The following is a 20,646-nucleotide window of genomic DNA, read 5'->3' as shown; positions in this document are numbered from 1 at the left end:
TGGGATTCTTGCAATTCTTACTTTGAAAAAGCAAATTCAAAGCGTTCACAGAGTTTTTTAAGTTGTTCTTCCGACTTTATTTTGAATCTTTTTAGCAAGGCTTCGGGAACCTGGTAGTAATCTATTTTCCCTTGTGAAAAATTAAGCATAAAGTCTGCAAAGCAAACGCTTTCAACCAATTCTCGATGTTCTTCGGGTGCATTTTCAAAATTATCCTGATATCTTATTGTTACTACTATGGGTTCGGGGAAGTTCCACTTTTCTGCAAGGGTGGCTCCTATTTCTGCTTGAGCCATTCCGCTCATAATCATGTCCATAACCTGAGGCGGTATGTTCCTTTCAGCTTGAATTTCTGCCAGTTTTACAAGCAGCTCAGGGTACATTGAACCAAGGATAATCTTTCCAAGGTCATGGAGAAGACCGCAAATATATGCATCATCAACTATAGTGCGTTTGCCGGTAAGTTTTGCAACATTTAAGGAGAAAAAGGCCAGCCTGTAAGCATTTTCCCAAATTTCCTTTTGCTCTTTTTCCGTTGTTTCCAATATTTTGATAGTTCCCATGGAGTAAAGCAGGTTTTGTATACCTCTCAAGCCAACGAACTTAACGGCTTCAACAATGTTCATACAGGGTTTTGAAAGACCGAAAGCCACGGAGTTTACGTGTTTTAGAAGGTCTGTTGCCAATCCTATATCGCTGCTTATAAGTTGGGCAATTTTTTGCATCTTTGATTCCGGATCGTTAATAGCCCTTTGTATCTGCATAATATTTTCGGGGAATTGCGGTATTTCGTTGATATATTCTACAATGGCCTTTGTAAGAGGTACAGCCTCTTTTTTTAGTTCCAATTTAAGTGGAATAACAACACGGTTTACCGTTACTCCGTCTAAGACATCGATTGTATAGGCCTTTTCATCCAGACCCATTTTTTTGAGCATTAGAACCATGATTACAAGGCCCAAACCGGCTCCTTCGGTATTATCCAAGACTTGAGTAAAGGCCTCATCCAATGATGAAAATTGTCTTGCTCTGACTATTTTGTCAAAAATTCTCTTAAATTCTTGGCGGGTTAGGGCTGAGTTATTGCTTACTTCAAGGACTATATTGTCATTTTTAAGTTGAAGGGCCATTTTGATATAAAGACCGGCTTTTTTTTGAAGTTCCAGATAATGATCCATGTTTGAGATTGTATCTTCTTTAAAATCCTTCATTCCCTGGTCATAGTCTTCGGCGTTCGAGATATCTAAGCCTCTTTCTTTAAAATAGACTCTTTTTGTATTGGCTTTTTTCGCGTTTGTTGTGAGTTCATTTGTGTAATATACGATATAGTCTGTAATATCGCTACAATGCAGCTGCTTTAAAAATTCTGAAATAACATCCGTGATATAAACTTCAGTTTCCTTGGGTAAAGTATACGAAGTTATAGCGATAGGAACACCCAAACGTATGGCCGTTTCAATTTTTTCTGAATCAACGATTATTCTTTTATCTTTTTCCATGAGACACATCCTAACACATAAATAAAAAAAAATAAATACCCCTTTAGCAATTTATTGTAAATCTTTCTCGATTTGTTTATCGGCATTAAGGCCTTAAATCTTAAATGTTTGTTTTATAATATAGATATAAAAAAAATCGCCCCGGGAGTATGCGGACCGGGGCGATTAAAATAGAGTATAAACCATTCACATATAAATACTTTTATGAACGCTTTACGCGGGTAATTTAGGATAATTACTCGCTGTTTGTGCCTAAACATAAGTTACCATATTCTTACTTTTTTGTCAAGTGAATTTAGAAAAAAATTATAAATTTTGTAATTTTTTTTCTATTTTTTCAAAAGTTTCTTCCAAATCTTCAAATAAAAGGTCCGTATAGGAGTCAAATTGAGTAGGCTGATTGTTTACTATCGCTATTTTACCTCCGTTTCTTAAAGTATAGGCCGGAAGAGCCGCTGCAGGATAGACCAAAAGGCTTGTACCTAGAACCAGCATAAAATCCGACTTAGAAGCTTCCGTTTCTGCCTGCATCAGGGCTTTTTGAGGAAGGGCTTCTCCAAAAAAAGTTATTGCCGGTTTTATCGGGCTTCCGCACTTAGGGCATAGCGGCACGGCTCCGGTTTTAGCTGTTTTTGCGGTTTCCTCAAAGGTTTCGGTGTAGGAGCAGCTTATACAATAGTGAACCGATGGGGAACCGTGTACCTCAATTACATTTTTGCTTCCCGCCTTTTGGTGGAGTAAATCAATGTTTTGGGTTATTACGGCTTTTAAGATGCCTCTTTTTTCAAGGGCGGCAAGAACGGTATGCACGATTGCCGGCTGCTTTTCTTCCAATCCGTAGATAAATTCTTTTGCCATTCCGTAATAAACCGAAGGATCCCTATAAAAGACGTCTATATCGAACATTTTTTCGGTATTCGGCTGTTTATAAAGGCCGTCCTTTCCCCTAAAGTCCTTGATTCCGGCCAAGGTGCTTATTCCGGCCCCCGTAAAGGCGACGAGGTGTTTTGCTTTTGTAATTTCCAAAAAAAGTTTGTCATAATCATTTTTTTCTTTATCCATAGTTTTAACCCCATATAAATATTATAAGGCATTTTTCTCTCAAAATAAAGACCTTGCCGATAAACCCCTTGAATTTAATTCTTTTTCAATGTATGCTTACAAATATGCAGATTGCAGCACTCATGTTTCTTTCTTTTGCACTTTCAATTATTTGGGCTTTTATTATTATAAGAAAAGAAAATTTATCGCTTAAACCATTATTATATATTTTTTTGTTTTCATTTTTTGCAGTCCTTATTTCAATTTTAATGCAGACTATCGTATATTTTTTGTCTCAGAATTTTTTAAAAACTACAGGATATGCTTACGGTATTCTTTTTGACTGTTTTATTCATTCTTCTCTGCCGGAAGAAACCGTTAAGGCCCTGCTTTTTTCTATTTTTGTAAAATTGCTTTGGGCGGATAAGATGAAAAATATGGATGAGATTACTCCGGCCCAAACAAGGGCGAACATAAGGATTCTGATGCTTTTATCGGTTTTTTACGGCTTAATTTTTGCCTCTTTTGAAAATCTTGCTTATGCAATACGCTATCCTGAAGCAATTTGGCTTAGGACATTTACTTCAAATATCTTACATGCATGTTTGGGTGTATATTATCTTGAAATAAGTATGGTTAAAAAGACGGGGAAGATTATAAAGCCTTTTCTTTTTACTTGGGGTATACATGGCCTTTATAATATGTTTTTCTCCATAGGTTCTTATTTTGTAATCTTCGGAATAGTTATTGTGTTTTTTGTTATTTCTAATGCGGTAAGCAGATATGACCGCTTTAAGAGTAATTAGCTTTGCTTTCTATTAAAAACTGTCCGGCGGTGTTTTAAGCAGGTCTTTAGGATATTCTATAGACCATAAAAAAAGGCCTTGGGGCGGAGCTGTGGGGCCTGCCTTTTCCCTCATCTTTGATTCTAAGATATCTTTAAAATCTTTTTTGGAAGCTCCGATTTCGTCTAAATGCAAAAGAGTTCCTACTATTGAGCGTACCATCTTCCACAAAAAGGCATTTGCACAAATTTCAAAAATAAGATAATCGTTTTCGATAAAAAAGACTGCCTTTTTGATATAGCGTGATTTACTTATACTTTGATCTCCGGCTGCAGAAAAAGCGGTACAATCCAATTCTCCTGAAAGGCAGGAGGCCATTTCGTTTAAGGCGGCTATGTCGGGGTATCTTCTTATGTGCCAAGTATAGGGCTGCTCGTGTGCAAATATTATTTTGCCGCATTTGATCTTATAGCGGTAGGTTCTTGAAAGAGCATTAAAGCGCGCATGCAGGAGGGGGGACACTTCGGCTGCATCAATAACCCTTATATCCTTAGGCAGGATTGAGTTAAGGGCAGGTAAAAAATTTGAGGCCTTCATGCTTTTTATATCGCTAAAAAAGTTTACGGCTTGGCGGGCTGCATGAACTCCTGAATCCGTACGTCCTGAGCCGTTTGTTTCTATAGGATGTTTATGAATTTTGGCTAGGGCTTTTTCCAATTCACCTTGAACCGTCCGGAAGGTTTCAGTTCCTTCCTTGGTTTGTTTTTGCCATCCGCAAAAATTCGTACCGTCATAGGAGAGGGTAAGGAGGATATTTTTTTGATTCTGGAAGATTTCCATTAATCTTCTACATCCTTCAGTTCTACCTTGAGAGTGTCGTAAAGGCTTCTTGCCGCTTCCAAAATCGGTCCCGGCTTATTTTTACTTGATTTTCCTAAACCGAACATTTTTGCAAGGGCAAATTTGTGATAATCCAAGCGTTTTAAGCGCATTTCCATATCGAGCTTTTGGCCGTACTTATATTCAAGGAGGGCTGAAAGATAGATTATACCGTCATAGCCGTAGTTTTTATCTACATCAGGACCGAACGATTTTAAGCCTGCTATTATTTCTTTTCCGGTCGATTCCAACTCAAGGGCTCGGCGGTAAAGAAAGGTTGTCTTTTTATAAAATAGGTCTGAAACATATTTATAGTTTTCTTCAGGATATTTTTTCCCCAGCTCGTCAAAGAGCCATGCCGCTCTTATGGCACATATGGCCTGCTTTATTGTGGGAGAAAATTTTTCTTCAAAAAGCTCGTAACATAACATGGCAAGGTAATAAGAGGCTGCTCCTTCATTTAAACCGCGGGATTTTGTAAAATCAACATTATGGAAAAGACCTTTTACTGCTTCATATCTTGTTTCGGTATTTTCAAAAAGCTTTTCGATAACAGGACGGGAGGGAATTGAAAAATCTTGCGGAAAGGCCGTATAAAGACATTTGTGACATACCGTTAAATTGTATACTGTAGGGAATATTTCTCCGTATTTTGCTGACGGTTCATAAAGCCTGCGTAACTCATCGGTAAGGTCTCCTGCTATCAGACGCCCGCCGCCGGAATGTAATTCTTCTCGTTTAAATTTTGTACTACACACGGGGCACTGTATTTGTTCTTTTGAGTAAAAAGTTATACTTCCTGTACGGGATTCCTTTTCTGCTTGTTTTCTTATCATAATTTTCTTCTCCGCTTTTGATTATCGGCATTTTTTGCATTTTGAAGACCGATAAAATCAGTCTTTTTATGGAAAATCTCATTTTTTTATTGATAATTTTTTGAGTTCTTATAAAAAAAATGAAAAACTCATTTTTAGGAGGTTATAAAAACTAAAAAACATCCAAATTAATAAGCTTTTTAAAACTGTTGTTTTGCACTCTTTTTGCTTCCATTAAACATATAATTAAAGTTAAAGGAGATAAAAAAGTGAATTTCAGTTTAGAAAAAGGAGAGGAATTTGTCAAGGTCTTTAATATCAATAAGACAAATTCGGCAAGCAGACAAGAAGTTTTAATGTCTATCTTTGAGATGATTTATGTAAATTTGGAAAGCTTTGGTGTGTATTTTGCGGATGAAGATTTACGCAGTGATTTTTTACTCAAGTTTTATTATAAACTTCCTAGAATTTTGGAAAATTATAATTCTTCACTGTCAAGTTTTTATACTTATTTAACAAATCATATTCGTTTTTATTATTTAACTTTTAAATGCAAAACCGTAAGACATGAGATAAATGATACCGTTCTTGCCGATCAAGAAGGAGCAAGATGGGAGTATCTTATGGGAGAGTATGATTTAGATGAAAATTTTAATTTTTATGTAGCTGAGTCTGAACCGGCATACTGCGATGTAAAAACAGAGGATTTAGGTTTAAAGGATAAAAAAAATCCGGCAAAAGAATCGATGCATATGAGAGAGCTTTATTTTAGTATGCCTTGTAATCATAGAAGAATTTTTTTGCTTGCGTGCAAGGCTTGCTTTTTTCTTGATGATGATTTAATCGATAAAATAGCAGCCGAAATTAAAATGGATGCATGGTTTCTATGTTCTATTCTTCATGATTTAAAGTCTAATTGTTTTAACCGTTATGAAAAAATAAATTATTGTGTCGGTAATAGAAACAGGTATTATGTAAAGGCTCAACTTTTTAAATACCTTTTACTTCATACTTATAATACACGAAGTCAGTTTAAGAAGATTTGTTTTTCACTAAAACATAACCGTCATTTGTGGGATAAAACAAAAAGATTAAATAGAAGGCAGCTAAAGGCTCCAAGCAGTACCGATATAGGAAGATATATAAATGTATATAAAGGCACAATCGACAAAAATATTGCCAAGAGTTTAAAAATTTGGTATACTCAGCAGCATGAAAATATATCTGGCATCGGGAAATGTAAACAAAAAAAGGGAAGTGCAGGAGCTTCTTCCGTCTCATAAAATTGTACTGCCTAAAGATGAGAGCATAGAATTTGATCCTGAAGAAACGGGAAGTACTTTTTTTGAAAATGCTATGATAAAGGCAAAGGCTCTTTACGATATTGTAGAAGCTCCGGTTCTTGCAGATGATTCCGGTCTCTGTGTCGACTTTTTAAATGGAGCTCCCGGTATTCATTCCGCCCGCTACGGTTCCCCTGACGGAGAACATGTTTCGGCTGAGGCCGGTATTAACAAGGTGCTTGCAGAATTAAAAGGGGTAAAAGACCGCAGTGCCCGTTTTGCTTGTTGTATGGTTTTTCTTTTGGATGAAAACCGTTTTTATTCGGTGCAGGAAACATGTGAGGGGTATATAACCGAATCTCCCTCAGGCTCGGGCGGCTTCGGCTACGATCCCATATTCTTTGTAGAAAAGTTTGGCAAAACATTTGCCGAACTGACTTCTGAACAAAAAAATTCCATTTCTCATAGGGGCAGGGCTCTTTTTTCAATTTCAAAATTTATAGAAAGTTTTTAACAACTATTTTTTTAATAAGAAATTTTGGACATATTGATATATTTTATATTTTTGTATATATTTAAATCATATAAAATATTGGATTAGATATAGAGGTAATATGAAAAATAAAAAACATTTCTCAATACGGAAAAAATTATTGATTGTTTTCGGGTTATTGATTATGTTGGGCGGAGTTATACAGGGCTCCATATCATGGTATACTTTTAGAAAGGCAATGATTAGAGATGCCGAAGAGAGGTTAACGGACAAGGCTGCCGATATTGCAGCTCTTGTCGAAAGCGTAATAGATGTAGATTTTGAGTATTTAAGAGGCGTCGCTCGTATTACCGATTTAAATGACGACAGTTTGTCATACCCTCAAAAATCCGCACGTCTGCAAGAAGAATTCGCTGCAGACAGCGACGGTGCTTTTTTAAATATATGCGATTTAAACGGCAATACGTATTATATGGACGGCAGAGTAGTTTCGGTTGCAGACAGACATTGGTATAAGACGGCTCTTGAAGGAAACTATTTTATTTCGGAACCATATCTTTCTCCTGACACCGGTAAGATTCACGTAGTTTTTTCTTTACCGCTTTATAACAAAGACGATGAGATTTCCGGGGTTATATGTGCGGGGCTTCAAGGACTTATTTTGTCGGAAGATATTAAAGATATTCTTATCGGTAAAACAGGTTACTGTTATATGCTGAGTAAAGACGGTACCATTATTGCTCATAGAGATAACGAGCTTGTTTCCGGTTTTATCAATTATCAAAAACTTGCGGAAAATGATGCCGAATTGCGATCCGTAGCGGAATTTCAAAAGAAGGCTTTGGAAGAAAAAGATCCGGGAGCCGGTTATTATACGCTTGACGGAGAAAAAAATATTGCTGCTTATGCAAAAATGGCAAGAAGCGGATGGACTGTTGTTATACGGGCTCCGGTAAACGAATTCTTAATTTCACTGAATACGCTGACCAATGCAATCATAATGTCCGTTATCTTAATACTGCTTGTAACAATAATTATTGCGTTTATTATTGCTACAAAAATGGTAGGTCCTGTGAAGACTGCCGTGAATGTTCTTAGGGATATTGCTCAAGGCGAAGGAGACCTAACCGTTCAGCTTCCTCTTATTGGAAACGATGAGGTTACGCAGCTTTCGGAATATTTTAACGAAACAATCGAAAAAATACGTCTGTCTATCAAATCCGTTGATTTAAATGCCGGAACAATGCAGAGCATAGGTGAAGAGCTTGCAGGCAACATGACGGAGACTGCAAGTGCAGTAAACCAAATAAGTGCAAATGTTGAAGGTATTAAGCAGCAAGCTATTACGCAGGCAGCGAGCGTCGGTCAGACATCGGCAACCGTCGAAGAAATTATCAATACGATAAAAAAACTTGATGATAGAATAGAACTTCAGGCAGCAAGTGTCGCCCGTTCTTCTGCTTCGGTGGAAGAGATGGTTGCAAACATCGGCTCAATTACTCAAACTCTTGAAAAAAGCGACGATGCCATCAAAAATCTCGCAACTGCAACCGCAGACGGAAAAGATACAGTGTTAAACTCGAATACGATTACGCAAAAAATAGCCGAAGAATCGGGCAGCCTTTTGGAAGCTTCAAGTGTTATTCAGCACATTGCAAGCCAGACAAACCTCCTAGCGATGAATGCCGCAATCGAAGCCGCCCATGCAGGTGAAGCCGGAAAAGGTTTTGCAGTCGTCGCCGATGAAATAAGAAAACTTGCGGAAGACTCCGCTGCTCAAGGTAAGACCATTACCGCCGTATTAAAAACTTTTAGCAACGAAATTGAAGTTTTATCGTCTTCTTCCAAAACCGTTGAAGAAAAGTTTAATATCATCTTCTCGCTTTCCGAAGAAGTAAAGACGATGAGTAATAGTTTAACCGAAGCGATGAGGGAACAGGAAAACGGCAGTAAAGAAGTGCTTACCGCTATCCGCGACATCAATGCCGTAACGGTAGAAGTAAAAGAAGGTTCTGCCGAAATGTTAAAAGGCGGAGAGCAAACAGCCGAAGAAATGCAAAAGCTGGACGGCCTTACACGGGTTATTACCGACGGAATGAACGAAATGGCTGCGGGCGTTATCGAGATAAACAATGCTGTACAGGAAGTAAACGAGATTACTCAAAAAAATAAGATAAGCATTGAAAACCTGGCAGATGAGGTTAAAAAGTTTAAGATTTAAGAAAAAGCATTTCACATTAAAATCAAATGAAACCTCTAAAAACTGAAGTTTTTAGAGGTTTTATATTGTAAATTGAATAAAATTGATATTACGATACCTTGAGTTTTTCAATATTTTGTGCTATAATTAAACCATGAGAACGAAACTTTGTAACGATTTACAATTTTCTCTTTCCCGATATTTACAAAATAGGAATGAGTTGAAAAATGTTAGCCCATGTTTACCTTCCCCCATTTTCTCTATTAAGTAAAATATCTCTAATCAAAGCTTCTAATATTTATTTTTCTCAATTTAAAGACCGCAGGGCTGAATTTATTCGGCTTTGCAGTTTTTTGTATAAATTAAATTATTTTGTAAGGAGGGATTAGCTATGAAAAACACTAATTCCAAACTGAAGACTAAGGTCTTAAATCGGGCAGTATCTATTACTGCATTGTTGTTGTTGGCGGGGCTCTTATTGACCGGTTGTCCTACAGGTCAGGGAAAATCCGGCGGAGGTGAATCTTCTGAAGTAACTCCTAATACTCCTGTTGATAAGACATATACTGTAGGTTCAGTCGAATTTACCATGAAAGGAATAGCTGCCGTGAATGCCCAGTTGGGACATAATGATTACTCTATTAACCAGCCGCATACCGTAAGTTTAAGTGCCTATCTTATAGGGGAGACAGAAGTAACGCAGGAGCTGTGGCAGGCAGTGATGGGCAATAATCCCAGCCATTTTGATGGAAGCTCCGGCAGAGAACCTGCTGTAGGCGAAACACAGGGAAAGCGTCCTGTAGAAAATGTAAACTGGTATCAAGCAATAGCTTTTTGTAATAAACTCAGTATAAAACTAAATCTTGAACCCTGCTATACGGTAAATGTTGGAGGAAACCCCGTTGATTTTGCTGCTCTTAGCTTTGATCAAATTCCTGACAGTAATAATGCAGATTGGGATAAGGCAGAGCTAGATATAAATAAAAAGGGCTTTAGACTTCCAACGGAGGCGGAATGGGAATGGGCAGCCAAGGGAGGGACTGATGATAAATGGGCAGGAACAAATACCGAGGCTGAACTTAAAAACTATGCTTGGTACGGTTCAAACAGCGGATCTAAAACCCATGAGGTAAAGAAGAAGGATCCTAACGGTTACGGTTTATATGACATGTCGGGAAATGTGTGGGAATGGTTGTGGGATTGGTATGACGCTTTGCCGGCTTCGCCGGGAGCGGACTATGCAGGGCCCGCGTCAGGCTCTATCCGTGTTACTCGCGGCGGTAGCTGGCGCAGCAGCGCGTACAGCTGCACTGTGGGCTCACGGAACATCGGCAGTCCTGTCGGCAGGGGCAACTATCTTGGCTTCCGCTTGGCTTGTCGGCCTTGAGTTCACACATTTTGCCGGAGAGGTTGAGCAGCTGAGGGCGCAGCGTAAGCCGCCCGAAGCGGTGAAACCGAACAGGCAAAATGTGTGGTGTGGTGCAGTAAATTTTTGAAAATAATGATTAACCTGCACTATGTCAGCCGCTTTAGCGGCTCGAAAATTTTTTGGCTAAAAAACGGTATGGACCTTATAAGGTGCCGCGTCAGGCTCTAACCGTGTTAAACGCGGCGGCAGCTGGAACAACAACGCGAACAACTGCACTGTAGGCAAACGGAACAACAACAGTCCTGACAACAGGAACAACAATCTTGGCTTCCGCTTGGCTTGTCGGCCCTTGAGCCGCTTAAAAATGTACATCCGTGTACATTTTTAAGCTTCGAGTATTTTTGCTTCGCAAAAAACTCGCAAGAATAGAACCACCGCCGTCCGTGGCGGTGCTGCATTAACTATTTAACTTTTTAAACCGTCCATAGGGCGGTTTAGAAGAAAATGATTAAAGGAGAAAAATTAAAATGACTTATGTTAAAAATTGGAATCGTAAAGCACAGAAAGAATCTATGATTGAAAAATGGGAACAATATACAGGAAAAAACTGTCCTGCATATTGTTCAAATGCTAATTGCGATAATAAGCTTGATGATGATAATAAATGCGGATCACATGTGTACAAATGTGATAAAGATGGTAAATTGAAAAGTAAAACCATATACATAGTTCCACTTCGTAAAGAATGTAATAATACTCATAATGAAGATGTGATGATAATAAGAAATGATTATTTACTGGCTCCGTTAAATGAATTAAATAAGTTATAGAGATACAGTACTGTTTTAATCATATAGGTTTATCAGAGCAATTTTGTCCTTATGAATTACAGGCTCGAAACTGCCGATTTTACATTTGCCCCTTGCGGTTAAATTATCCTCGCCTTTGTAAAGACGAGGGGTTCTTAGGGGCGGAGCCCCTAAGCGGTTCTTTTGAAGATAGGAGGGGTCATAGGGGAGGAAAGAAACTTTTATCCGAAAAAGTTTCTTTCCTCCCCTAATCTACAGTTTCTCAATCTCTTCTTCGGGAAGGCCTGTAATTCTCATAATAAAATTATTATCACATTTTTCCATTTTCATAAGTTGTGCTGTCTCTATTGATTTTTGCTTTAAACCTTCCGTAAAACCTTTATACCTAGCATCCATCTCAAAAGTTGACATTAATCTATATTCTTGTCTTGCTTGTTCGTTTTCTTTTATTGTTTGTATCACTTCTTCTATCCTCCTTGTAAATTCGCTCTTTGTTTTACCTGTTTTAAGGTATTCTAAAAATTCTTTTAAATCTTTGTCTTCAGTGTTATCAAAGGCCTCTGCGTTTATTATAACCTTTGAAAGGGGAAAGGACACCCCCCGTTCAGAGCGGTGGTTTTTCCCTTCCCCTTTGACCCCATCTCTTTTCCTCGCACTGCCAAAGGACTTGCAGTCCTTTGGAATCCCGAATTGTTACAAAGTTTCTGGCAATCCGTTGGTTGAGTTAGGAAACAAAAGTTCTGAGCGAAATTTAAAGGTTGTCTACGCAAAGATAAGTTATAGGATAAGATGTTAAAAGTTCGCCATGGATGGCGGTGGTTCCTACTTCGGGAGTTTTGTAAATGTTAAATCTTCAAATCTTTTTACCATTTATTTTCTCCTAATTTTTTCATATTTTCCCTCCCCATTATATTTGTAGGAATTATTTGAAAAAAATAGTAAATTAGAAAAAAAATTCATTTGCGAAGTTGAGCGTGAGCTCAACGCTTTGCGCTCGCTGCGGTTAAATAAAAAAACTGCCCTTACAAAATTGCAGTAAGTGTGGTATAACAGAATTAAGAAACCTGCTTGAAATCAAAATATTCCCCCTAACTCCTTTTGACAAAGATTTATAATGCGGGTATAATCGCAGGGTATGAACAAGGCTATATCCGTTTTAAATAAAACCAATCCCATCTCTGCCGAGCAGGCATTGGAGCTTATTCTTGAGGCTTTAAGAGAACTGGTCGATTATGAGCTTGCCGTTGTGATGGGCTTTGAGGATAAAAATGTTTTAAAGGTAAGAAAGGCCATAGGCCCGCTTTCTTCAAAATTACTGGACGATTTTACAATTAACTTAAATATGCGCAAAGATATCGCCCGAATTTTAGATGAAAGAAAGGCTTTTTTGTTTGATGAAAACATTCCCCATGTCGATACCTATGACGAAATAATGAAGCTGCCCGACAATCATTCTTGTTTGGTTGCCCCCCTTTACATAGGGGATAAGGCTATCGGAATGATGACCTTGGATCACAGTATGTGTTCCCGCTTTACGCCTGAAATCGTCCGTTTTATATCTACAATTTCAAAACTTATTTCGATTGCTATGGTCCAAACGGATGCATCCCAATCCCTTATTCAAAGAACCGAAAGCCTCCTTCTCGAAAGAAATGTTTTGCTCACCGCTTCGACAAATGTTTTTAAGGATATGGTCGGTTCTTCCCGGGCTTGGACTACGGTTTTAGATTCGATAAAGCTTGTTGCGGCCTCTGATGTGCCGGTTTTAATTTCGGGAGAAACGGGAACGGGAAAAGAACAGGCAGCCCGCACCATTCACAGACTTTCCAACAGGGCCGAAAAACCCTTTGTGCCCGTAAACTGTTCTGCCCTTGTGCAGAGCCTTGCTGAAAGTGAAATTTTCGGGCATGAGAAAGGTGCCTTTTCGGGGGCTGCGGCCTTGCGGAAGGGGCGGTTTGAACTTGCCGACGGCGGCACCCTCTTTTTGGACGAGGTGGGGGACTTGCCCTTTGATTTACAGCCAAAACTTTTGCGTGTTCTTCAAGACGGAAAATTCGAGCGAGTCGGCGGGGAAAAACCCGTTTCTGTGGATGTGAGAATAATAGCTGCAACCAATGTCGATTTGGCCGAGGCTGTTTCGATGGGGCGCTTCCGTGAAGACCTGCTTTACAGGCTGGATGTTTTCCCGCTAAGGCTCCCGCCCTTGAGAGAACGCGATGACGATACGGCTCTTTTAGCCGAGCATTTTATTTCGGATATACGCAAAAGGAAGGGTTTTGAAAACACAAGCCTTTCTATGGCTGCAATCGAAAAACTTATATCTATGCCTTGGCATGGAAATGTCCGCGAGCTTAAAAACGTTGTAGAGCGGGCTGCAATTCTTTCGCAGGGCGGAGAAATCCCTGCCGAACACTTGGTGCCGGGAACAAGAGAATTCTACATTTCAAACGCTGCGAAAAAAAAGCCCCTAAAGCCTGCCGTAAATAAGGAGGCCGAAAAAGATAAGATTTTGCCTGAAGATATTAAACCTTTTGATGAAGCTCAAACCGAGATTATTCAAAAAGCTCTTTCAGCCTCAAACGGAAAAATTTACGGCAAAGACGGAGCGGCTGCTCTTTTAAACCTAAAACCGGGAACCCTTCAAAGCAAGATGAAAAAACTGGGAATTAAATATTAGGGTATCTATAAAAACCTTGTTGGATTTTTATAGATACCCGACGAGTTTTTCATAAGTCTTTATATATTCAATGACTTATGAAAAACATCGCAAGTAAGATTAAGGAAACCCTCTAAAAACTGATGTTTTTAGAGGCTCGTATTATAAAAAAGCCGATTAAGTTATCTTGTTAATGTACAAGACTACTTAATCGGCTTTTAGCGGGACCGGAGGGACTCGAACCCCCTACCTACTGCTTAGAAGGCAGTTGCTCTATCCTGATGAGCTACGATCCCAAGGTTTTAAGGATCGGGATGGAGGGATTTGAACCCCCGATCTTCTGGTCCCAAACCAGACGCCTTAGCCCCTAGGCTACATCCCGATGCGAGTGAACATAATACGCAAAACAGGAATGAATGTCAAGACCTTGGGGCAAAGGTTTTTATAATTTGATTTTTAATCCAAGTTTTATATTTATCGATTTTGCCATATCCGGTAGTGAGCTGGATTTGATACCTGCTGAACTGGTGGAGTTACCGATTTTTGTTGATATATTTCCTGCTACCGGTTTATAATATATTGCCGAGGCTCCTGCATACATTCCGAATTTTCCTGTGAACATAAAAGAAGCTGTAAAATTTATTCCTCCGCCTATATTAAAGTAACTATATGTTACTTTAGGTTTACTTTTGGTTTTGTTAAAAGCGAAACCGCCGAATGCAAAAGCTCCGCCTAATAAAAGCTCAAAACCTTTTCCGGGTTTAAATATATAGCCTACCCCGAGCATTGTATCGTTTACAAATGTATTGTTAAAGGTAAAGGTCGTGTTTGCAAAGACAGCCCAGTTTTTGGGAAGCGGGTAGGATATACCTATATTGAAGCCTCCTAAATTTTGTGAGCTTATGTTATGGTATTTAAAATAGTCGTCATCATAATCTTTTCCAATAGTGTGCAGCTGGTGGTTGTTATAAGCCCCTCCGACTTCCAAATTTATACCGGTCGATTTTGCTGTCAGCATACCTGTAAAAACCAACGCAAAAACAAGACAAACAAAAAGTAGCTTTCTGTTCATAAAATTCCTCCAAATGAGTAAAATTGTATTATAAATACTTATATTGTATTCGAGTATCCGATAATTCTCAAAAATTGTCAAGCTGTCCGTTAAATGTATCGTTAAATTTTAGTCCTTGACAGAATTTAAAATAAAAAGTACAATTTTGCTATGTTAGACTATAAATTTATTAAAGAAAATGTTGAAGCCGTAAAACAAAATATAAAAAATCGGCATATGAATGCAGATGCCGATAAGGCCGTAGAACTATATGATAAGCGTACAGCCCTTGTTACTTCTTTGCAGAACCTGCAAAAAGATCGAAACGATAATTCCCAGTCAATGAAGCAAAAATTAAGTCCCGAAGAAAGACAAAAATTAGTCGATCAAGGAAAGGCTATAAAAGAAAAAATCGCCCAAGTAGAAGCCGAACTGGCTGAAGCCGAAAAAGCCCTGCATGAGGCCGTAAGCAAAATTCCGAATATGGCCCATCCCGAAGCCCCTATCGGCAAAGAAGATTCGGACAATTTGGAAGTTAAGCGCTCTGGAACCGTGCCTAAGTTTGACTTTGAACCCAAGGATCATGTTCAGTTGGGTCAAGATTTGGATCTAATCGACTTTGAAGCCGGCACAAAGGTTTCGGGTGTTAAATTCTATTTTTTAAAAAACGAAGCCGTATTTTTGGAGCAGGCTCTGACGATGTACGGCCTTAACATATTGAGGAAACACGGGTTTAAGCCCTTTATAACACCGGACGTAGCAAAAGAAGAAATTTTATACGGTATCGGTTTTAATCCAAGAGGCGAAGAATCGAATGTATATTCTCTTGAAGGCGAGGGAACTTGTTTGGTTGCAACTGCCGAGATTACTCTGGGCGGCTATCACTCGGATGAGATTATCAAAAAAGAAAGCTTGCCGTTAAAATACTGCGGTATTTCTCATTGCTTTAGGCGTGAAGCGGGAGCCGCCGGACAGTTTTCAAAGGGCCTTTACAGGGTTCATCAGTTTTCAAAACTTGAAATGTTTGTTTATTGTACACCGGAAGAATCGGATGCCCTTCATGAAGAGCTCCGCTTAATTGAAGAAGAAATCTTCGATGGTTTGGGAATTCCATTCAGAGTTGTCGATACCTGCACCGGTGACCTTGGAGCTCCTGCCTACCGAAAATGGGACTTGGAAGCATGGATGCCCGGAAGAAACGGAGGCGAATGGGGCGAGGTTACCTCTACTTCAAACTGTACCGATTATCAAGCCCGCCGCTTAAATATACGCTACAAGGACGATGACGGTAAAAACAAATTCCTTCATACCCTAAACGGAACTGCGTTGGCAATGTCAAGGGCTATGATAGCCGTCTTGGAAAATTATCAACAAGCTGACGGTTCTATTAAGATACCGGAAGTGCTTGTTCCCTATTGCGGGTTTGATAAGATCGGGTAAATCGATTTATAAACTTTTTGATAGTTTTTAGATATTAGGTTTATATAAAAAAAGGCCGGCGCATTGTCCGGCTTTTTTTTATGTTGTTGATGTAAGCTCCGAAATATCTTTTTTCCATTGGTAGAGCTGATTTTTATCTTCCCATTCAATTAGTTTTATGATTTTAAAGTTTTTACGAATTTTAGGATTTTCAAAATAGGCAATGGCAAAATTTCCGTTTCCTATGTAAATGATTTCTTCGCCTTCTTTTAATTCTTCTGCTTTCTTTAAAAACTCGATAACGCAATCAAAGTGTGCAGGCTGGCCGCTTTCCTTATCGGCAATGGCTGAGCTTAAGTCCTGTATAATTTCGCCGCATTTTGTGCATTTGTATTCGGGATATTCTATTTTTTTAAAAGCCGGTTCTTTGTTTTGACCGTGAAAAGTTTTAGTTTTTTTTATTTGTCCGTCAAGGGGGCGTTTTTGCGGGTTATCATCGTCCCGTTTTTCCGTCCTTTGGCTTCTCGTAGGTTTAAACCTTCTTTTACTCATATTCTTATCCTCTTTTTGCAATTCATATTTTCGTAATCGAGTCCGCCGTTCAGGACTCTTTCCGTTATAATTGAAGCCAGTCTATAAATAGCGGCATTTATGTACTCGGGGTCTTCAAGTTTTAATTCCATTGCATGAATTTCCTCATCCGTTAGTACGGTATTATGGGTAGAAGCATTTTTTTTATGTGGAAATAAATTCACACTAGTCATAGCAATCTCCAAAGGCGTCTTTTAAATGTAATATCTCAAGCGGCTGTTCCAAAAAAGGGTTTGATCGTAATACGACCACATCAAATCTTATATACATCTTATTATATTTTCGATTGTTTGCGAGAAAATGTTTAGCGGTTTTTATAATCCTATCTTGTTTTTTTTTGCTGATAATAAGATCTAAATCGGATAGTTCCGTTTTTAATAAGGTCTTTACTTCCACAAAAACCAAAACCCCGCCGGATGAGGTTTGCTCCGTTTTATCTAAAGCAATTATATCTACCTCACCTGTGCGGGTTCTCCAATTTTTTTCTAAGATAAGATACCCTTTTTCGGTAAGCCATTCGGATATACGGTTTTCTCCCTTTGAGCCAAGAGAATCCATTATTTGTTTCTATAAGCCCTCGGATCTATAGCCCGAACTATAAAAAGATTCTTATTTTTCTTTAAATCTACAATTTCTGAACTCTCATCCAAAACCTCTCCCGTAGAGTCGATTAATATACGGATGAATGGCCGCATGGGGGCTTCAGGCGAGCTTTTTACTACTCTGGCAAGAGAAGCATCATTCATTAAAACGATGGAGCCGATAGGATAAATACCTATGCTTCTAATCATGGCCTTTATTATTTCGGGATCGAAAATGCGGGCATTATCAGAGAGAAGATTTTTCATGGCTTGATATCCCAACATCAAATCTCGGTATGACTTAGGCGTTATCATTGCGACAAAGGCATCGGCTACGGTTATAATTCTGGCTCCTATATCTATGTCCTTTCCTGAAAGACCGTTAGGATAGCCCTTGCCGTCCCATCTTTCGTGGTGCTGCATAATGCTTAAGGCTATTTCCCGTGTGTACATGAGTTCACTCATAGCTGTCTTGTAGCCATAGGCTGTATGAGCGGCAACAGCCTGCTTTTCACTATCAGTCAGGCTTTCGGTTTTATTGAGAATTTTTTGAGGTATTTTCATCATACCGACATCGTGCAAGAGGGCTGCAATAGTTATTTCGTTAATTCTATTTTTGGGAAGTTCAAGAGCTTCGCTTAAAATGATGGCCAGAATAGCCGTATTTACGGAGGAGCGGGCCAGATTATCTTCTTCAAGCTCGGTTCCCAATATAAAGCCTACACAAAGAGGAGGATTTTTTCTGACAAGTTCTATCAACTGCGATGCGTGATAGTTTACGGGCATATTATCCACCGGTTTTCTGGCTTTGAAATTTTCAAATATTTTTTCAAGGTTTTTTATAATTTCCAGATATTCGGTATGGAGCTGCATTGAGCGGGGGTCTTGTGTAAGCTTTAGAATGCAGTCGGCAGAAATTTCTTCAATTTCGGATCTTTTAATTTTAGTTCCGTTTATGGGATAGTCTTCTTGAGCTTCCTCTATTTCTTCCGGTTCCTCAAGATCTTCAACCTCATCAAGTTCATCAAGCTCTGCTATTTCATCTTCTAAGATCTCGCCTTCAGGTACAGGATCTCCGGCAGTAACAACGTATTGAACTTTCCACCTTTTTAAGGTATCTAACTCATTTTCGCTTAATGCCATACCTCTTAAAAGAAACATATTTTTCCCGTCATCAAAAAATACGGGAGCCGAAAAACGTGCTCCAATCTTTAACTCAGCAGTTTTAATTTTTTTTAACATTCTAAATCCCCTTTTAAGTTAATCCTTTTTCAGCAAAAAGGCAAAGATAGCGGCTACTGCCTTATATGTATATTCCGGAATACATGAACCTATTTCATGGTGGATAAGAATGTTTGCTAAGGTGTCATTTTTTACAATTTTAATTCCGTTACGTTCTGCCGCCTCTTTGATTTTTTTTGCCGTCAGGCCCTTACCTGATGCTGTAATTATCGGCACTTTTGCTTCTAAAGCATAGCTAAGGGCGACTGCACAATCAACTTTCTTTTTATCTGTTTTTGTCATAACTCCATTATATCACAAATATAAAAAAAAACAAGCAAATAAATAAATTTTCAGTTTTTTTTCTATGTAACTTGACTTAAAAGTTATTGTTTTAGTATCATAATTATGTAGTGAGGTTAGATATATGCGTAAATTAAAAAATCCGCTTTCAGCAACGGCCGGAATTTTATTGATTATGCTTGTTTCGGTTGTTTTTCTTTCAGCCCGATGTTCAAGTAATCCCGAAAATGCTTCTACAGTGTATGCCGATCCGGGATTAAAGACTGAGCTGAGTAAAGAGTCTGTTTCGGCTCTTGAAGCTCTTCAAAAAGCAAATCGAGAGCTTACCTCGATGATTTTACCTTCGGTAGTTACCCTTGATGTTATTGAAACAAGAAAGGTTCAGAATAATATAGACGGTTTCCCTTGGTTTTTCTTTAACCGCCCTCAAAATCAAAAAGACGGGCAGGGGGAAAGAGAATATGAAGCCGAAGGCATGGGTTCAGGCGTTATCGTAAGAAAAACCGGAAAAACCTATTATGCTTTAACAAATCAGCATGTTACGGGCAATGCTAAGACAATTTCAGTTATGCTTTATAACGGGGACAAGGTTCAAGGTAAATTGGTCGGTTCGGATCAGAGGAAGGACGTTGCCCTTGTTTCTTTCGATTATGATAAAGATTTGAGGGTTGCCGTTTTGGGAGACTCAAACACCGTGCAGGTAGGAGACCTTACCTACGCAATAGGAGCTCCTTTGGGCTATGTATCTACCGTTACAAGTGGTATTGTAAGTGCGGTAGGCCGATCTGGCGGACCTAATAGAAATAATATAAACGATTTTATCCAAACCGATGCAGCTATAAATCAAGGCAACTCAGGCGGCCCCTTGGTCAATATCTATGGTGAGGTTATAGGCATAAACAACTGGATTGTTTCATCAAGCGGCGGATCTCAAGGTCTTGCCTTTTCGATTCCTATAAACAACCTCAAAAAGGCTATCGATGATTTTATCACTTCCGGTGAAATCAAATACGGCTGGCTCGGTGTGCAGTTAGTTGAAATAAACGATAAATTTAGAGAAAACTTAAACCTAAAGGATATTGAAGGAGCCTTTGCAGGACAGGTATTTTTAGGCTCGCCTGCGGATAAGGGCGGTATAAGACCCGGTGATTATATTACCGAGGTAAATTCGGTAAAGGTTAAAAATGTTGACGACATATTGCGTATTATTGCCGACTTAAAGCCCGGAGAATCTTCGTTTTTTAAGGTTTTACGAAGAGGAAAAGAAGTCTCTGCAACCGTAAAAATCGAAGAACGAGATGAAAAAAACGTAGCCGATTCTTCAAAACTTTGGCCCGGCTTTGTTCCGTCACCTTTAACTGATGAAGCTATAAAACAGTTAGAGCTTAAAAAAGGTCAAAACGGTGTTTTGGTAACAAGTTTACAGGCTAAGAGCCCTGCTGCCGTTATGAGCTTACAACCCGGCGACCTTATAGTAAAGGTCAACGGAAAAGACGTAAAAGATGTTTTGAGCTTTTATGATGAGCTTTCAAACGCAAAGGGCGAGATTTGGTTTGACTTTATAAGAGAAGGTCACAATTTGGTTACCCCAAAGATTAAAAGATAAAATCTTTAAATAATTTTACCTCCTTTTTGGGCTAAGGCGGCATAC

General features: G+C 38.9%; 19 protein-coding genes, 2 tRNA genes and 2 pseudogenes. 10 read left to right on the top strand and 13 right to left on the bottom strand.

The genetic code is table 11. From position 1 onward, the window contains the following. Positions 1-17: 17 nt before the first annotated feature. Both E4N80_RS07950 and E4N80_RS07945 read right to left on the bottom strand, forming a co-directional pair. On the bottom strand, positions 18-1,499 hold the full coding sequence (locus E4N80_RS07950; RefSeq protein WP_253698683.1) for an HDOD domain-containing protein: 1,482 nt from the start codon (positions 1,497-1,499) through the stop codon (positions 18-20). Between the two features lie 306 nt (positions 1,500-1,805). Then, entirely contained in the window at positions 1,806-2,561 is a 756-nt protein-coding gene (locus E4N80_RS07945) for an SIR2 family NAD-dependent protein deacylase (RefSeq protein WP_253698682.1), read from the bottom strand. Positions 2,562-2,653: 92 nt separating this feature from the next. Here E4N80_RS07945 and E4N80_RS07940 point away from each other — a divergent pair, with 92 nt between their 5' ends. Beyond that, positions 2,654-3,346 (top strand): PrsW family intramembrane metalloprotease, encoded by a 693-nt coding sequence (locus E4N80_RS07940; protein WP_253698681.1) that lies wholly within the window; start codon positions 2,654-2,656, stop codon positions 3,344-3,346. A gap of 12 nt (positions 3,347-3,358) precedes the next feature. Here E4N80_RS07940 and truA read toward each other — a convergent pair whose 3' ends face one another. Together truA and E4N80_RS07930 are read right to left on the bottom strand one after the other, a co-directional pair. After that, on the bottom strand, positions 3,359-4,165 hold the full coding sequence (gene truA / locus E4N80_RS07935; protein WP_253698680.1) for a tRNA pseudouridine(38-40) synthase TruA: 807 nt from the start codon (positions 4,163-4,165) through the stop codon (positions 3,359-3,361). Beyond that, positions 4,165-5,040, bottom strand: coding sequence for a DUF2225 domain-containing protein (locus tag E4N80_RS07930; RefSeq protein WP_253698678.1), 876 nt, complete (start codon positions 5,038-5,040; stop codon positions 4,165-4,167). Before E4N80_RS07930 ends, truA begins: the two co-directional genes overlap by 1 nt. 248 nt (positions 5,041-5,288) lie before the next feature. On the opposite strand from E4N80_RS07930, the gene E4N80_RS07925 reads away from it, so the two are divergent. The 6 genes and pseudogenes from E4N80_RS07925 to E4N80_RS07900 all read left to right on the top strand — a co-directional run bounded on the left by E4N80_RS07925 (position 5,289) and on the right by E4N80_RS07900 (position 11,194). Next, entirely contained in the window at positions 5,289-6,302 is a 1,014-nt protein-coding gene (locus tag E4N80_RS07925) for a nucleoside-triphosphatase (RefSeq protein ID WP_253698676.1), read from the top strand. Beyond that, positions 6,232-6,816, top strand: coding sequence for an RdgB/HAM1 family non-canonical purine NTP pyrophosphatase (gene rdgB / locus E4N80_RS07920; protein ID WP_253698674.1), 585 nt, complete (start codon positions 6,232-6,234; stop codon positions 6,814-6,816). The genes E4N80_RS07925 and rdgB overlap by 71 nt, the downstream gene beginning before the upstream one ends. Before the next feature lie 100 nt (positions 6,817-6,916). Beyond that, positions 6,917-9,016, top strand: a complete 2,100-nt coding sequence (locus E4N80_RS07915; RefSeq protein ID WP_253698672.1) for a methyl-accepting chemotaxis protein — start codon at positions 6,917-6,919, stop codon at positions 9,014-9,016. A gap of 370 nt (positions 9,017-9,386) precedes the next feature. Beyond that, complete coding sequence (locus E4N80_RS07910) at positions 9,387-10,382, top strand: formylglycine-generating enzyme family protein (RefSeq protein WP_253698671.1); 996 nt, start codon at positions 9,387-9,389, stop codon at positions 10,380-10,382. A 190-nt stretch (positions 10,383-10,572) separates the two neighbouring features. Further along, positions 10,573-10,752, top strand: a pseudogene (locus tag E4N80_RS07905) (SUMF1/EgtB/PvdO family nonheme iron enzyme); the annotation flags it as partial. A gap of 139 nt (positions 10,753-10,891) precedes the next feature. Continuing rightward, positions 10,892-11,194, top strand: a complete 303-nt coding sequence (locus E4N80_RS07900; protein WP_253698670.1) for a hypothetical protein — start codon at positions 10,892-10,894, stop codon at positions 11,192-11,194. 231 nt (positions 11,195-11,425) lie between these two features. Here the strand turns inward: E4N80_RS07900 and E4N80_RS07895 are convergent. After that, a pseudogene (locus tag E4N80_RS07895) lies at positions 11,426-11,814 on the bottom strand (nuclease/transposase family protein). Between the two features lie 494 nt (positions 11,815-12,308). Here E4N80_RS07895 and E4N80_RS07890 point away from each other — a divergent pair. Beyond that, positions 12,309-13,850 carry a sigma-54-dependent Fis family transcriptional regulator gene (locus tag E4N80_RS07890; protein WP_253698667.1) on the top strand — a complete coding sequence of 514 codons (1,542 nt, stop codon included), beginning with the start codon at positions 12,309-12,311 and terminating at the stop codon, positions 13,848-13,850. A gap of 201 nt (positions 13,851-14,051) precedes the next feature. Here E4N80_RS07890 and E4N80_RS07885 read toward each other — a convergent pair. The 3 genes from E4N80_RS07885 to E4N80_RS07875 form a co-directional block, all read right to left on the bottom strand. Next, positions 14,052-14,125: transfer RNA gene (locus tag E4N80_RS07885), tRNA-Arg, on the bottom strand. Between the two features lie 13 nt (positions 14,126-14,138). Continuing rightward, positions 14,139-14,211: transfer RNA gene (locus tag E4N80_RS07880), tRNA-Pro, on the bottom strand. A 60-nt stretch (positions 14,212-14,271) separates the two neighbouring features. Beyond that, the gene (locus E4N80_RS07875) at positions 14,272-14,901 is read right to left on the bottom strand and encodes a hypothetical protein (protein WP_253698665.1); all 630 of its coding nucleotides are present in this window, start codon (positions 14,899-14,901) and stop codon (positions 14,272-14,274) included. 150 nt (positions 14,902-15,051) lie between these two features. On the opposite strand from E4N80_RS07875, the gene serS reads away from it, so the two are divergent. Beyond that, the gene (serS, locus tag E4N80_RS07870) at positions 15,052-16,320 is read left to right on the top strand and encodes a serine--tRNA ligase (RefSeq protein ID WP_253698664.1); all 1,269 of its coding nucleotides are present in this window, start codon (positions 15,052-15,054) and stop codon (positions 16,318-16,320) included. Between the two features lie 78 nt (positions 16,321-16,398). Here the strand turns inward: serS and E4N80_RS07865 are convergent, their stop codons facing one another. The 5 genes from E4N80_RS07865 to E4N80_RS07845 are packed head-to-tail and all read right to left on the bottom strand — an operon-like array spanning position 16,399 to position 18,995. Beyond that, positions 16,399-16,851, bottom strand: a complete 453-nt coding sequence (locus tag E4N80_RS07865) for a hypothetical protein (protein WP_253698663.1) — start codon at positions 16,849-16,851, stop codon at positions 16,399-16,401. Continuing rightward, the gene (locus E4N80_RS07860) at positions 16,848-17,063 is read right to left on the bottom strand and encodes a hypothetical protein (RefSeq protein ID WP_253698662.1); all 216 of its coding nucleotides are present in this window, start codon (positions 17,061-17,063) and stop codon (positions 16,848-16,850) included. The genes E4N80_RS07865 and E4N80_RS07860 overlap by 4 nt, the downstream gene beginning before the upstream one ends. Beyond that, a complete protein-coding gene (locus E4N80_RS07855) occupies positions 17,056-17,448 on the bottom strand; it encodes a YraN family protein (protein ID WP_253698660.1) in 393 nt (130 codons plus the stop codon). The genes E4N80_RS07860 and E4N80_RS07855 overlap by 8 nt, the downstream gene beginning before the upstream one ends. Next, positions 17,448-18,713, bottom strand: coding sequence for a cyclic di-GMP phosphodiesterase (locus E4N80_RS07850; RefSeq protein ID WP_253698659.1), 1,266 nt, complete (start codon positions 18,711-18,713; stop codon positions 17,448-17,450). Before E4N80_RS07850 ends, E4N80_RS07855 begins: the two co-directional genes overlap by 1 nt. Before the next feature lie 18 nt (positions 18,714-18,731). Then, on the bottom strand, positions 18,732-18,995 hold the full coding sequence (locus E4N80_RS07845; protein WP_253698658.1) for an EscU/YscU/HrcU family type III secretion system export apparatus switch protein: 264 nt from the start codon (positions 18,993-18,995) through the stop codon (positions 18,732-18,734). A gap of 124 nt (positions 18,996-19,119) precedes the next feature. Between E4N80_RS07845 and E4N80_RS07840 the strand changes: the two genes are divergently transcribed. After that, positions 19,120-20,601 (top strand): Do family serine endopeptidase, encoded by a 1,482-nt coding sequence (locus E4N80_RS07840; RefSeq protein ID WP_253698657.1) that lies wholly within the window; start codon positions 19,120-19,122, stop codon positions 20,599-20,601. The last annotated feature ends 45 nt before the right edge of the window (positions 20,602-20,646 follow it).

The sequence above is a fragment of the Treponema denticola genome, from assembly GCF_024181605.1.
Lineage (GTDB): Bacteria > Spirochaetota > Spirochaetia > Treponematales > Treponemataceae > Treponema_B > Treponema_B denticola_B.
This window is presented reverse-complemented; position numbering and strand designations above follow the sequence as displayed.